This is a genomic window from Gardnerella sp. CCPDSM, assembly GCF_056754715.1.
Genome location: NZ_JBQEQO010000004.1, coordinates 113,719 through 128,210, shown reverse-complemented (window position 1 = coordinate 128,210; position 14,492 = coordinate 113,719). Strand labels below are relative to the sequence as shown.

The 14,492-nt window shown below is 48.8% G+C and carries 10 protein-coding genes; 2 read left to right on the top strand and 8 right to left on the bottom strand.

The features are described from left to right. Positions 1-606, top strand: a complete 606-nt coding sequence (gene rimM / locus ACTJLE_RS03595) for a ribosome maturation factor RimM (RefSeq protein WP_481267510.1) — start codon at positions 1-3, stop codon at positions 604-606. Between the two features lie 77 nt (positions 607-683). After that, positions 684-1,499 carry a tRNA (guanosine(37)-N1)-methyltransferase TrmD gene (trmD, locus tag ACTJLE_RS03590; protein WP_481267509.1) on the top strand — a complete coding sequence of 272 codons (816 nt, stop codon included), beginning with the start codon at positions 684-686 and terminating at the stop codon, positions 1,497-1,499. A gap of 437 nt (positions 1,500-1,936) precedes the next feature. On the opposite strand, the gene rsmD is transcribed toward trmD, so the two are convergent. From rsmD to mvaD, 8 genes are all read right to left on the bottom strand, one after another. Then, entirely contained in the window at positions 1,937-2,521 is a 585-nt protein-coding gene (gene rsmD, locus ACTJLE_RS03585) for a 16S rRNA (guanine(966)-N(2))-methyltransferase RsmD (RefSeq protein ID WP_481267461.1), read from the bottom strand. A 453-nt stretch (positions 2,522-2,974) separates the two neighbouring features. Next, a complete protein-coding gene (gene uriT, locus ACTJLE_RS03580; RefSeq protein ID WP_481267460.1) occupies positions 2,975-4,399 on the bottom strand; it encodes a uridine transporter UriT in 1,425 nt (474 codons plus the stop codon). A gap of 130 nt (positions 4,400-4,529) precedes the next feature. Beyond that, the gene (uriH, locus tag ACTJLE_RS03575; RefSeq protein WP_119486905.1) at positions 4,530-5,468 is read right to left on the bottom strand and encodes a uridine-preferring nucleoside hydrolase UriH; all 939 of its coding nucleotides are present in this window, start codon (positions 5,466-5,468) and stop codon (positions 4,530-4,532) included. A 288-nt stretch (positions 5,469-5,756) separates the two neighbouring features. Next, a complete protein-coding gene (locus ACTJLE_RS03570) occupies positions 5,757-6,905 on the bottom strand; it encodes a PfkB family carbohydrate kinase (protein WP_481267459.1) in 1,149 nt (382 codons plus the stop codon). Between the two features lie 278 nt (positions 6,906-7,183). Further along, on the bottom strand, positions 7,184-9,550 hold the full coding sequence (locus ACTJLE_RS03565) for an ATP-dependent DNA helicase RecG (protein WP_481267458.1): 2,367 nt from the start codon (positions 9,548-9,550) through the stop codon (positions 7,184-7,186). An 874-nt stretch (positions 9,551-10,424) separates the two neighbouring features. Next, entirely contained in the window at positions 10,425-10,619 is a 195-nt protein-coding gene (gene rpmB, locus ACTJLE_RS03560) for a 50S ribosomal protein L28 (protein ID WP_004105392.1), read from the bottom strand. A 140-nt stretch (positions 10,620-10,759) separates the two neighbouring features. Next, positions 10,760-13,183, bottom strand: a complete 2,424-nt coding sequence (gene fni, locus ACTJLE_RS03555) for a type 2 isopentenyl-diphosphate Delta-isomerase (RefSeq protein ID WP_481267457.1) — start codon at positions 13,181-13,183, stop codon at positions 10,760-10,762. Then, positions 13,180-14,343 carry a diphosphomevalonate decarboxylase gene (gene mvaD, locus ACTJLE_RS03550; protein ID WP_481267456.1) on the bottom strand — a complete coding sequence of 388 codons (1,164 nt, stop codon included), beginning with the start codon at positions 14,341-14,343 and terminating at the stop codon, positions 13,180-13,182. Before mvaD ends, fni begins: the two co-directional genes overlap by 4 nt. Positions 14,344-14,492: the final 149 nt, after the last annotated feature.

Genomic DNA, 14,492 nt, shown 5'->3' with positions numbered 1-14,492 from the left:
ATGAACGTGGCCTTAGACCAACAATCTTTTGACAACCCTCAGCAAAGTCGTAACGACCTGCTGAGGGTTTGTCGTATCGGAAAAGCCCAAGGATTAAAAGGCGAAGTTACTGTGCAAGTCTTTACGGACGAGCCTGACGAGCGTTTTAAGCCAGGAAGCGTGCTCTGCACTACCGATGCCGAAGGTTCACGCGAATTTGTTATTGAGCGCGCGCGAACCTTCAAAAACCGCTGGATTCTGCTGTTTGAAGAAGCGCAAAACCGCAACGATGCCGAATCTCTTAACGGCCTAGAATTATACGTGCATGCAGAAGATGCTAAAGAGCTCGCTGCCGAAAATGCTTGGTATATTAAGGATTTAGTTGGGTTGGAAGCGCGTCTTTGCGAGGAAAATCAGCTTGGGATTCCTGCTGGCGCTATTGGAAAAGTTGTGGACGTGCTCGACGGCGCGCAATCTTTGCTTAAAATCCGCTTAAATCAGCCGGTTGACGACGATAATAAGACTGCGCTTGTGCCGTTTGTGGAGGCTCTTGTGCCGGAAGTTGACGTTGATGCAGGATATTTGACTATTGATCCTCCGGGCGGCTTGATTCCAGGACTTGCGTAGCTTTTGTAGCTTTAATATATTTCGTAGCTTTCGTAACTTTCGTAACTTTCGTAACTTTCGTAGTAGAGTGCATTATGATGAACATCGATATTGTTTCCGTATTTCCCGAGTATTTTCAAATGCTCGACTTGAGTTTGCTCGGCAAGGCGCAAAATAACGGCTTGCTTGAGATTCGCGCGCATAATTTGCGCAAGTGGACTCACGATGTGCATCAATCGGTTGATGATACTCCAGTTGGCGGCGGCGCTGGCATGGTTATGAAGCCGGAAGTTTGGGCGGAATGCTTAGATGAGTTGCTGAATTTGCAGGACACGCAGGATGCGCAGGATACGCAGGATTTACCGATTCTTATCTTCCCTAATCCATCTGCCCCACTATTTACGCAAAAAGACGCAACCGAACTAAGCCGTGCGAAGCATCTGCTTTTTGGCTGCGGCAGATACGAAGGCTACGACGCGCGAATCCCGGAATATTACCGCGCGCAAGGCGTTGACGTGCGCGAGTATTCTATTGGCGATTACGTGCTTAACGGCGGCGAAGTGGCTGTAAGCGTTATGCTTGAGGCAATTACGCGGTTGATTCCTGGGTTTATGGGAAATCCTGAGTCGATTGTTGAGGAGTCGTATACGGGTGCGGATGCGCTTTTGGAGCACCACCAGTACACGCGTCCGACTACGTGGCGCGGAATAAGCGTTCCAGAGGTGCTAACTTCCGGAAATCACGCGAAAGTTGACAGATTCCGCCGCGACGAAGCGATTTCTAGAACTAGCGAGATTCGTCCGGATTTGATTGAGCGACTTGACTGCCGCGCGCTAGATAAAGCGGATCGCAAAACGCTAATGTCTCTCGGCTGGGAAGTTTCTGCCGATCATCCCCGCAAAACCTTGCACTAACAACAAACTGCCTGAAATTTTCCGGAAACAGTATTGCTGCTGCACACACAACACCAAATCTAACTACCACCACACCACCACCTGTTTAGTACGCTAGCTTAAATGTACGAATATTCGTGTGGTGAGATTTGAGATTTTTCGCACTGAACGAAGGCGGACGTCAGAGCCGAAGGCTGCTGACAAGCCGAGCGAAGAAGAAAAATCGAAAAATCTCTGCGATAAAACGAGGTTATTAACGATTAAACACGCAGAGTTTGGGGGATTTCTCTACGAGCACTAAAAGAGGACTGAGAAGCTACATTCTTTAAAGATAGGCGAACACACTAAACTCTTTTAACAGCCAGAGCGCCCGAAGGACGGGACGTGCGAGGAGAGAAATCCCCCAAAACTCGCGCCACATTAAACAAAAACAGATTGTAACGAATCTGAAAAATAAATTAGTTTCGAGAAGGCTGAATAAACAGCACCGCAGTTTCGCCGTAATTGCGCGTATCAAACAGCTCCCATCCATCCGGAATCAACGGCATAACACTACGCGTACTACGCTCAAGCACAATAAGCGTATCTGCAGCAACGCTCGCAACGCCGCTAGCAATCATCGAAGCCAATAAACTTTCGCAATCCGCAGTTTCGTAAGCATATGGCGGATCAATAAACACCAACTCAAACGCTTCCCCACTATAATCCGCAACGAACTGCTCAGCGCGCTTACGAATAACGCGCATCGAAAGCGTATTATCCCACGATTTCGAACTCTGCAACGTCTTCGCAGTGCGAAGTATAAGAGATGCAGCTTGAGCGTTCGCTTCAACCGAAACCAGCTCGCGCGCGCCTCGAGAAAGCGCCTCAACGCCGAGCGCACCTGTGCCGGCGAATAAATCAAGCACGCGCGCATTCGCCATAACATCCCACGAATCGAGGCGCGAAAAAATGGCCTCCTTCGTGCGATCCGTGGTAGGCCTGGTACATGATTGCGCCGAAGTGAGCGGCAGAGATTTAAAACGTCCGGCAATAATATGCATACTTTTAGCTTAACTGCAACCTCAAACGACAACAATCGCCGCGCATTCCCCGGCAATGTTTCCTCATAACCACCAACCAGAGGCCCTAACGCAGCGCGACGACTGCACGAAGGTCTCATTCTGCCATTCTTCAGACCCGGACGCAGATTAGTTACTGCACTAGAGCCTCATTCCGCACCTCTTCCAACCCGCGCGCAGAAACTCATCTGCACGAAGGTCTCATTCTGCCATTCTTCAGACCTTAACGCAGTACACCAACTGCACGAAGGTCGCGAATTATGCAGGTCGTCGCGCATGCGAGGAGAGAAATCCCCCAAAACTCGCTCCACAGCAACGAGAACTCGCTCCACAGTAACGAGAACTCGCGCCACAGTCTAAGCGCTCAGAAAGTCGTCGCGAAATAACAAACGCCGGGGAAAGTTCCCCGGCGTTTGCAGTCAAAAACAACCCTACTTACTTATTTACTTCTTCAGGATCCGGAATCAAGAAGGAGCAAGCAAGAGCCAAAGCAAGCAAAATAATGCCCGCAACCATCGATGCCATGTATCCGCCTGTTGCGCCATTAGTTCCAGCAACATTAGTCATCACAGCGTAAAGAATTGCAAAGCTCAAGCCTGCACCCAAGTTAAACGCACCAGCATTCATGCCTGGCAAGTAGCCTGGATTATCTTTTGGCGAAAGCACAATACCAAGTCCGTTAAGCATAATGTTTGCAATGCCAGCGTAGCTTACGCCCATAGCGAGCGAAAGCACCACAAGCGCCCACACAGAAGGCACTCCGGCAACGTAAATGCCAAAAAGCACGCCAACCATGCTCAACAAAATGCCCACGCGAAGCACCAAACGGTATCCAAACTTTGCAGCAAGCATACCTGCCACAGGACCAAACAAGAAGCCAATAATTGCGTAAGGAGTAAGCGTTGCAAAGCTCACAACGCTAGCACCCAAATGCGCACCAGCCTTCGCATCCTGAGCAAGCTGTGGCACAACGCCGTTCATCAAAGCGAACACGCCGGTCATAGTCAAAAGCGTGGAAAGGAGCAAGCCCCACGTACGACGCTGCTTCATGTAATGCGTAGAAACAAGCGGAGCCGCGCTATTGCCCTCAATCTTCCAGAACACAACGAAGAACACAACAGCCACAACCACAAGTCCTGCAATCATCGTCAAGTTTGCGGAAGCGAGCTTATCAATCTCGTTAATTGCAAGATAAGCAGCCAAGAACGCAATACCAAGCGTTATAACGCCCAGCCAATCCATTCGCGGCGTTTCATCAGCATGAGATTCGTCAGCAGCAAGCACAACCATAATCACTGCAACAACAGCAATACCGGCCATAGTCCAGAACACGGAACGGAATCCGTAACGACCAGCAAGCCATCCGCCAAGAAGCGCGTCAACGCCTGCAATACCGCCGTTTACGGAAGTTAAGATTGCCATCAACTTTGCGTAACGCTTTTCCTCCGTCACGCGCACGCGCAACATAATTAAGCACATTGGCACCACAGGGCCGGACGCGCCTTGCAAAATACGGCCAATCATCAAAATGTTAACGTCTGGAGCAAGCGCCGACACAACGCAACCTAAAATCGTAGAAATTAAAATGCCAATAAGCACTTTCTTACGACCAACCAAATCAGCTAATCGCGGCAAAAACAGCGAGAACAAAGCCGCTGCAGTGAAGAATACCGTTTGCGTTAAGCCGATTTGCGTATCGGTTGTGTTAAGCTCTTTCGTCATCGTTGCCAATGCTGGAGAAAGCATTGAAGCGTTGAGTTGGAATGCAAAAATTGCCACAAGCAGCGCCGTCATTAGCGCTACGATTGAGCGGCCGCCTTTATCTAACATCGAAGGCGCTGGAGATGAAACCTCAGTCATAGTAACCTCGTATCAAAATTTGATAGTACTTTTACTTTCGGTAAATAGTACTTTCGGTAGATTCTACTTTCGGTAGATTCTACTTTCGGTAGATAGTACCTGGAAAATATCCGCAATAATTCTAGTACGATTAGCCAATACGCTTAAGCGCGTCGACAATCAAATCCCAGAATTTATCAAAATCAAGCTTCGTCGCAACTTGCGTATGGCACTCTTCAGCAGAAGGCTCCGGCCCACGCAAATCCGCAACAGTCATGCCAAGCGTCAAATCACCCTTAATTTCAACGTCAAGCGGGCAACGACGAGTCTTAACAACGCTGTGATCAATCAAATACGCAATCGTGCAAGGATCATGCACAGGCGGATCAATAAAGTCCTGATTATTCTGGTATGCCTTGCGGAAGAAGTCCATCAAACCGCTAGCAAACGCGGCAAGAGGCGTTCCAACTGCGTCAATTTTTGCCTGAGCTTCCGGCGTACAAAGAGCCTGATGCGTCAAATCAAGACCAACCATCGTAATTGGCCACGCCTCGTTAAACACAACGTGCGCAGCTTCCGGATCCGTCTTAATATTGAACTCCGCAACCGCGCTCCAATTTCCAACGTGATAGCCGCCGCCCATAAGCACGACTTCCTTCACACGGCTCACAATTCGCGGCTCCATGCGCACAGCCATAGCAATATTCGTAAGCGGGCCGGTTGGCACAAGCGTAATCGTGCCAGGCTCGTGGCTCATAATAGTGTCAATAATCCAGTTAACAGCATGACCTTCGTCCAGCGGACGCGTTGGCTCCGGAAGAGTTACGCCGTCCAAGCCGGTTTCGCCGTGTACTGCGGCCGCAACTTCCAGCGGACGAATCATAGGGCGATCGCATCCTGCGTGCACAGGAATATTCGTTGCGTGCGCCATTTCTAGCGTTGCGCGCGCGTTATACGTAACTTTTTCGAGGCTTTGGTTGCCGCCAACTGTAGTTACGCCAATCAAATCAATATTTGGGTTGCCAAGTGCTAGCAAAATAGCCATGGCATCATCATGACCTGGATCACAATCAAGGATGACAGAAGTCATCATCACTCCTTTTCGCTTCATTGCGTTATAAAATTGTATAATTTCGGTTAATTAACATTTGTTTATGATTATAAACAAATGACGATTTACAAGTATAGCATACTACAGTTTCGTTTCAAATAACTAAATAAAATAAATAAATAGATAAATAAAATAAAATAAAATAGATAGCGCAATAAAGTAACGCAATAAAATATCTAAATAAATAAAATAAATAGATAAATAAAATAAATAGATAGCGCCTTACGCAGCTTACGAAACTTACGAAACTTACGAAACTTACTCGGCTTACGCGCGCTCGTGAATGCTATCCATGCGGCTTAACACCAATTCCGGCGTAAACGACTCATGCACCGGCTGCATGGACTCAGTATTAAGCGCGGCAGCAGCAACCGCAAAACGACCTGTCTTAGCAGAATCAAAATCGTTATAACGAGCGTAAATCAAAGCAGCCGTAGCAGTATCGCTAGAACCGTTATCGTTGCCAACCGCTTTCACACCATCCGAACCATTGCCATGCGCAAGCATCATACGCTGAACGCGCTTCACAGGCACCGGATAGAACGACACGCCTTCATCAGCCACGCCGTAAGCAACTCCAGCACGACCAGCATTCACAAACACGTGCTTCACGCCGCGCTTAAGCAGCGCACTCGCGCAACGCATAGCAGAACGCTCATCAATCGCATTAATGCCAGTAAGAGCCTGCGATTCTGCGGTATCCAAAACAAGCGTATCAATCTTAGACAATCTCGACAGCACGCGCGGAGCCTTCGCATCAGTAATAGCGCGAACCACAATCGGGCGGCGATACCTATCACACAGCCATTCAAGCGACTTTTGCGGAATATTCGTATCCATCACTAAAATATCAGCATTTTCAATAATCGACATACGCTCGCGCAGAAAATCAGGAGTCATGTGATCGTAAATGCTCATATCGTCCAAAGCGAGCAAGCGCTGGCCGGAAGCGTCGCCAACATACATATACGAAGCCGTCATAGAATCCGGAAGCTGCTTTGCGTAACCAATATCCAAGCCGTTCGCAGCCGCATCAATGCGGAACAATTCGCCATTATGGTCGCCGCCGTACACCGAAACCATGCTGGTTCGCACGTTAAGTCGCTCCAAAGCAACCGCAATATTTCGACCAACGCCACCAAGCATGTAGCGCACGCGCGAAGCGTTAGACGTGTAATCCATTAAATCGCCGCAAGCAATGCCGAGAACATCCATGCTGATGCCGCCAACAACCGTGACGTAGCTCGGAGGCGTAACAATATAGCCTTTGCCGCGCAAGTAGCCTTTGCGAACGAGATTAGAAATATGCGCCGCAACGCCAGAACGTGTAATTCCTGCAAGATTTGCAAGCTCTTGTTGGCTAATCATTGGGTTTTGTTGAATCCACGCCAAGATTTGCTGTTCACGTTCAGTCATTGTGCCCTCATCTCTAATGCGATTACAAATGATTCTTACCTTTGCATTACTTCTAGGATATTCGCAATTCGAATAATATGCACGTAAATTTATAAAATTTTCTGTATTTTTGTTTATTTTTGCGCGAAAACTACCATTTTAGGTATGATTTTGGTAAATTTTTGGAAATTTTTGCACAAAAATTTATCAATTTAAGATTTTAATTACTTAAGTTTTTTAATTTTTTATGCGCAATTACTTAAGTTTTTTAATTTCTTACGCATAATATCCTAAATTTTTTAATTACTTACGATTTGCGCACTTCCGCCGCGCGTAAAGTCGAGAACAGCGCCAGCGAGATTCTTAAGCGACGTAAGATGCACATCGTCGCGCAAAATTTCCGCAGCATCTTCTCGCGCTTCCGCAATAATCTTCGCATCTTCAACAACACGAAGCAGCTTCAAACTCGACCTTCCGCCGGATTGCGAATCGCCAAGAACGTCGCCAACATTACGCAATTCCAAATCTTTTTGCGCAATAACCGCGCCATCAAGGGAATTTTCAACAACTTTCAAGCGCTCCTGAGCAACCGTGTCATCATCGGTTTGCGCAATCAAAAATGCCCAAGAATTCGTGCCACCTCGCCCAACGCGACCACGCAACTGGTGCAATTGCGCAAGACCAAAACGATCCGCATCAAAAATCACAATGCAACTTGCTTGCGGCACGTCAACGCCGACCTCAATCACAGTAGTTGCAACCAAAACTTGCACGTCACCGCGCAAAAAACTCTCCATAGTTTCGCGCTTTGTTGCGTCGTCGTCGCGGCCGGTAAGTTGCGCAAATTTAATACCTTTGAATTGCGGAAGCGCAGAAAGACGCTTCAAAATGCCAGTAACTGTGTGCAATTTACGTGCGGAAGGCAGGTTTGGGGCTGCTAAATCGGAATCATCGCTGGCGGCGGCGGTTGCGGAGACGGTTGCAGCATTCGCCAAATCGTCATCCTCAATATGCGCACAAACCACGTACGCGCGCTCCCCCGCGTCAATTCGCGCGCGAATATGCGAAAACATGCGCGCCATCGTACTCGCGTCCGATTCCTGCACAACGAAAGTGCGAATCGGCTTTCTGCCGCCCGGAAGCTCCGTCAAATACGAAGCGTCCAAATCGCCGAACCAAGTCATAGCAGCAGAGCGCGGAATAGGCGTTGCTGTCATAACCAAAAGATGCGGGGTTATTTGCGAATTTTCGGTGTTCGAGTTTTCGGTGTGAGAATCTTCGCTCATTTTGCGCATAAGCACATCTCGCTGTGCAACGCCAAAACGATGCTGCTCATCAATCACAACCAGCGCCAAATTAGTCGGCTTAAAAGTCGCGGAAAAAGCCGCATGAGTTGCCACAATCAGCGCAGGCTCCCCACTCGCAACGCTCGCAAGCGCGCAGCGACGCTCCGCAAGCTTCATGCCTCCAGTCACAACGATTACAGGCACTTTTAGACTTGCGCGAGAAATCATTTGCCGCAAATTTTCGGCGTGCTGCGAAGCAAGAACCTGCGTTGGAGCAACCAAAACCGCCTGATAACCCGAACCAACCGCCTCAAGCATAGCGCAAAGTGCCACAACCGTTTTGCCGGAACCAACTTCGCCCTGAAGCAGGCGGCGCATCGGACGGCGCTCACGCATATCCGCAACAATTTCGTCAATAACTTCTTGCTGACCGTGCGTAAGATCAAACGGTAAACTTTCTATAAATTGATTGCGGAAACAAGAATTATTACATGATTTTGCTTGATTAGCTTTAGAATTTTCGCGAGATTGCAATACCGCAACTTGCGAAACAAAAGCTTCTTCGTAGCGCAACGTGGCAATAGCTTTGTGAAATTCGTCGGTTGATTTTGGATTGTGAATTGCGCAAATTGCTTCCGCGCGAGTCATGAGATTGCGTTTTGTGCGAACAGATTCCGGCAGAATATTTGGGATTTGAGCGGAAAGTGCGGAGGCTGTGGGAGCTGATTGTTCTGGCGCGTCCGCATTAGTTGGTGCAAGCGCAGAAAGTATAAAAAGTATAGTTTCGTGAATATGCTCGCTGGAAATTCGCGAATTCGCGTGATAAACCGGCTGCGGCGCGCAAAGACGCGCCAAACCCTCCTCAACGCTACCAACAGTATCGAAAGATTTTGGCAAATCTTCGCGATTTTCAGCCGAATCAACCGTCAAAACCTGCGGATGCGCAAATTGCAATCTACCATTAAAAGTGCTCGACACGCCGCCAATCACAACGTTTGCACCAACCTGCATCCTCGACGAAAGCCAATTGGCATACGCGCGATTTTTCGAAAAATAAATAAGTTGCGCAGAAGATTCCTGATCCTGCAAAACGTTGATTTCAAGCCTAAACCCACGGCGCGCGTTCATTGGCACAACGTTAATCGACTGTATTTGCGCATAAAATGCCACTTCCTCGCCGATTCGCACATCTCTCAAACGCGCGATTTTTAGCGGTTTCGTAACTCTGAACGGGTAGTAAGTTAGCGCGTCTTCGATTGTGATGATGCCGAGCGACTTCAGTGCGGAAACGCGGCGCTTGTTGGGGATTATTGAGGAAAGTGCAGCGTGCGTTTTGGCTGAGTTCGTGGGCGTATTTAGCATATTTCGATTATAAATCATCCGCAAAGCATTTACTTACTCTCGCTCCGAACTGCTTTCGCGCGAGCGTAGCGAGTTTTTGGAAGTTCCTTGCTTGATGTTGCGCGAGTTTTGGGGGATTTCTCTCCTCGCACGTCCCGTCCTTCGTGCGCTCTGGCTGCTAAAGTCGCTTATTGTGTTCGCCTTTCTCTAAAGAATGTAGCTTCTCAGTCCTCTTTTAGTGCTCGTAGAGAAATCCCCCAAACTCTGCGTGTTTAATCTTTAATAACCGTGCCTCATCGCAGAGATTTTTCGATTTTTCTTCTTCGCTCGGCTTGTCAGCAGCCTTCGGCTCTGCGCGACGACCTGCTTTCGCGCTTAGAGCGTAGCGCGCGAAAGCAATTCGGAGCGTGAGCTTGCTCAAGTTGAAAGCACGGTGTGCTTTCAACGCAAGCTCAGTAGCGAGCGCGTTCCGCGCGAGCGTGCCGCGTTCAGTGCGAAAAATCTCAAATCTCTACCACACTAATATTCCTACAACTAAAGTTGCAAAACCACGCTGCTGTGGAATGCGCGGTAATAATTCACGACGTGGTGTGTGCATCAGCGCAGACGCTAGTGTTCTCTAAGCAACAAGTAATCTATGTATGCAAAGCACGACTGCAAAGCTACAGGAACATTCACGCAGATTGCGTACTGCGTTAGAGCCTCTGATTGCTCGTTTTCGGACATTCGTGCAGATGACATACTGCGTTAAGGCCTGAAGAATGACAGAATTAGACATTCGCGCAGTACAGTTACTGCGTTAGAGCCTCTGGTTAGCGGTTACGTGGAACATTTGCGGGAGAAGATGCGAATACAAAAAAGCCCCGAGCACTGCTCAGGGCCTTTACGATTTAAACGCAATACAATGCGCGATTCACGCCTCAACGCGCTGAACCTTGCCAGCCTTAATGCATTTTACGCACACACGAAGGCGAACATTTTCGCCATCAATGGTGGTGCGAACCGGCTGAAGGTTCGGGCGGAAGGTGCGCTTATTGCGGATATGCGAATGTGAAACACTGAAACCGGTCTGCGGTCCCTTGCCACATACTGCGCAACGAGCTGCCATAATGGACTCCTATTTTCTTTGACTTGCAAGTCTTGCGTCATTCAAACGAACAAACTACTCACGCAAATAACTTCAGCAAATTACCAAAGCAAATCGCACAAATAAATAAGCACGCCTGAACGCACAACTACACAAGTATATCACTTACCAAGACAATCCGCATGCACGAACTCAGTTTTTTCGCGCAAATCCGCAACATTCTTGCAACCAAGAAGCGCCATAATTACTCGAATCTGCTCCTGCCAATCTGCAATTTGTTGCGTAAGTGCATCCTCGCCTTCGCGCATAAGCGTGTGCAAAAACTCGCCGGCAACACCTACTGCCGAAGCGCCTAACGCAAGCGCTCGCACAACATCAAGTGGCGTACGCACTCCTCCACTCGCGAAAATCTCCACCGGATTAGATTTAAGCGCCTCGCACTTTCGAATATCAAGCAAAGACTCAACGGTTGTAAGACCCCAATCAGCCAAATAATCGTACACGCCGCGCGCGCGACGAGCGTTTTCAATAGACACAAAATTCGTGCCGCCGCGCCCAGAAACATCAACAGCGCGCACGCCAACATCGCGCAAACGCAAAACATCGCGAGCCGTCATTCCGCAACCAGTTTCCTTAACAATAACCGGCACGCGCGCCGACTCGCACTCGCGCACAATCTGCTCAATATTTTTAAGCCAATTTCGAAAATCGCGGTCGCCCTCCGGCATCACCAGCTCCTGAGCCGCGTTCAAATGCACCTGCAGCGCGTTCGCTTGAAGCATACTCACAGCTCGCATAGCATCGCTTGCGCTCGTTCCTGCACTCACGTTCGCCATTACGAAACCGCGCGGATTTTCGCTTCCAATCACGCTAAAAGTACCGGCTAGTGCGTCGTCTCGAAGGGCTGCGCTTAGCGATCCGCTTGCCATTGCGACTCCAGTTTTCGCTGCAACACGCGCTAGCTGTGCGTTCACTTTTTGCGCGCGCGCACTTCCGCCGGTCATTGCGTTAATATACAGCGGCGAGCGCCAGTTTGCGGCAGTCGCTGGGGTGGCTGAGGCAGTGCTTGCTTGTGCGCTTCCCGATTCAAACACACGCGCAAACACGCGCACGCTGGAATCAACTTCCTCCAAAGCCACCTGCGGCAACGCATTCGGCATAAATCGCACGGAATCAAAACCGGAATTCGCGTAAGCGCTATACTGCTCGTCCGCAAGCGTAATATGCTCGTCTTTTCGATGCTGGATTGTTCGGGAAGCTTGATTTTCCGGCGATTCGCTGCCTTCCGCATTCTCGCCGCCTTCCGCATTCTCGACGCCTTCCGCGTTCTCGGCGATTTCAATATTCAGCGGCTCAATTCCGTGATTCTCCCAAGCAGATTTCATAGATTCAATCCGATTATTTTCGTAAATTTTGGTGATAGCAATTCCGCAATCTCCTCCTCCAGCGCCGCTAGTTTTCGCCGGAATTCCAACGAAATCAGCGTCTTCAATAAGTTGCGTAAGCTTCGGCGTTTCGATTACGGTGCCAGTTAGCGCGCTCAATTTTTGCAATAATTCGCGATTTTTTGCGAAACCGCTGGAAATATTGTCTAATTCGAAATTTTCTAGCGATTGCGCAAGTTTTTGCACGCAAATTTCGCTTTGTTCGAAGAAATCTTGGTAAGTAAAGTTTGCGGTAGATTCTGCTGTAGATTCGACGCTACTTTCTACGCTACTTTCGACGCTACTTACCAACTCAGCGCTCGACGCAGGCGAACCAGTCCAACCTACCAAAAGTTTTAGCGTTTCCGGCACATTTATTCGTTTAATTTCCAGTCGAGGCCACTTTTTATTCAATAATTTATTGAAGTTAGAGTCACCGGAATTTATAAGGCTAAGTTCCGCTTCAAGCCACTCGCGATTGTATGCGCGGTACAAAATAACGCCGCCGCAAGAGCTTGCAGCCACATCTCCACCACTGCCTGACTTCTTCACAGTTGACGAAGCAATTAACGAAAGCTTAGAAATCATTGACGTTTTAAGATTCAAACCGTACCACTTACAAAGCGCACGAACCACAGCAACCGTAACTGCTGCAGAAGATCCAAGACCGTACTTTTTGCCGGATTTTACGTCGTCAAGTTCGCTTGAAATATGCAAATTGTAAACGTTACGATCGCAATTTGTCGCGCAAATTTCTCGCGCATATGCGTCAACTACGCGCATTGCTGCAAGAACATAAGAGTAAGATTTTGCAGAAAGTGACAAATCTGAAGAAATTGCTGAAGAAGAAATTGCCGAATCTTCCGAATCTAAATCATCCCTATATAAAATATTTCCGCCTAAATCTCGATTCCAATAAAGCGGCTTGTAATTTTCTCCTTCAGAGGTGATTATTCCGTAATATTTTCGCTTTTCACTTGCGTTTTCGCATAAATCTTCGCGTAAATTTTCTTGCGTATTTTCGTACTGTAAATTTTCATCATCTACAGTAACTTTTACGTAGCGATTCACAGCCGCCACAATCGCAGCCGCGCCGTCAACAACCGCGTATTCACCCGCAATATAAAGCTTTCCGGGAGCGGTCGCCTGCACCTGAGTCATAATTTCGCCGCCTGTTCCAAACTCACACTTACGCTTACGCCGTCGCCAGCGCGCGCAATCGAAAATAGCGGAGTGCCGGCATCGCTAGCGCCGCACGCAACGCCTCCATCCGCATAATCACCCTGAATAAAAGCATACTCAACTCGCCCACGCAACTCCTCAGCCGCGCGCTCAGCGCAATCCCCGTCCGTAAGCACTTTCACATTCGGCCCCGCGTCCATGGTTGCCCACACCGGCCAACCGCACTCACGCATAGCACGCACTGCACGCAGCACAGCGTAAGTTTTATCCGTAAAATAATTCACAGGCGGCGCAGCTTTGTGCATAGTCTCGTGCATTCCGAGCGCGTTACGTTCCACAACTTCGCCGAGCTTCTCAAGGTCGGCTGTGCGAATCGCCTCAAGCGCCTCGGCAAGGTCCAACTTCGACTGCTCAACCCACGGCATGTACGCGGGCGAAGTTTCAACAGTGCGACGCATTGCTTCGCGGCTGGAAATCGCCTTTTTGTGCTCGTCCAAAGTTACGACAATCATGGCAAGGTTTAAATTTTTCGGCGCGGATGCTTGCGATTCAGGCTCCGCAATCGGCTCCGTAATCAGATCCGCAATCGACTCCGCGTAAGACGTTTCGTCATCCTCGCCAGCGTGCCAAATCACAAGTCCGCCAAAAATCGAGCGACACGCAGACCCCGAACCGCGACGCGCAAGACGCGAAAGTTCGCGCGGAGTAAGCTTCAACCCAGCAGCAAAAGCTGCCGACGCACACAAAGCCGCAAATCCAGAAGCGCTTGAAGCAAGACCGGCTGCAGTAGGCACGTGATTTCGCGACTCAACTCTCGCTTTCGTTGAAATTCCGGCTTTTTCGCGCACTAAATCAAGCATCGAAACTACGCGACGAAAAGTCGTACTACCCGGCAGAAGATTTTCGCCATCTAAAGTAACGGAATCCTCGCTAAAATCATCCGAAAAATTCACGGCTGTTTGCGTGTATAAATCCGAAAGCGTAAGCGAAAGCGAGGAAGTGTACGGCAGAATCAGCTTCTCGTCGCGCTTGCCCCAATACTTAATCAGCGCAATATTCGCATTTGCCGTTGCTACAGCTGAGTTGGGTGCGAGCTGATTGCTGGCAGTTACTTTTGGCTGAATTTCAACGGTTTTCATTCGGTTCCTTTGTTGAAGCGTGCGGCACGTGAGCGCGCGTTCTGCTCTACTTACATATGTATTTTAACAATTCCCAGCGCACAAACGACATTTACTATACGCGCTTGCAAAGTTTATATAGCTTTTCAGCACGATTACGTTATTTCCTA

What these genes read in the sequence shown, in the direction of transcription:
- rimM (WP_481267510.1), top strand. Translation starts at nt 1, where the DNA reads ATGAACGTGGCCTTAGACCAACAATCTTTTGACAACCCTCAGCAAAGT.
- trmD (WP_481267509.1), top strand. Translation starts at nt 684, where the DNA reads ATGAACATCGATATTGTTTCCGTATTTCCCGAGTATTTTCAAATGCTC.
- fni (WP_481267457.1), bottom strand. Translation starts at nt 13,183, where the DNA reads ATGACTCAGGTGCAGGCGACCGCTCCCGGAAAGCTTTATATTGCGGGT.
- ACTJLE_RS03570 (WP_481267459.1), bottom strand. Translation starts at nt 6,905, where the DNA reads ATGACTGAACGTGAACAGCAAATCTTGGCGTGGATTCAACAAAACCCA.
- uriH (WP_119486905.1), bottom strand. Translation starts at nt 5,468, where the DNA reads ATGACTTCTGTCATCCTTGATTGTGATCCAGGTCATGATGATGCCATG.
- uriT (WP_481267460.1), bottom strand. Translation starts at nt 4,399, where the DNA reads ATGACTGAGGTTTCATCTCCAGCGCCTTCGATGTTAGATAAAGGCGGC.
- mvaD (WP_481267456.1), bottom strand. Translation starts at nt 14,343, where the DNA reads ATGAAAACCGTTGAAATTCAGCCAAAAGTAACTGCCAGCAATCAGCTC.
- ACTJLE_RS03565 (WP_481267458.1), bottom strand. Translation starts at nt 9,550, where the DNA reads ATGATTTATAATCGAAATATGCTAAATACGCCCACGAACTCAGCCAAA.
- rpmB (WP_004105392.1), bottom strand. Translation starts at nt 10,619, where the DNA reads ATGGCAGCTCGTTGCGCAGTATGTGGCAAGGGACCGCAGACCGGTTTC.
- rsmD (WP_481267461.1), bottom strand. Translation starts at nt 2,521, where the DNA reads ATGCATATTATTGCCGGACGTTTTAAATCTCTGCCGCTCACTTCGGCG.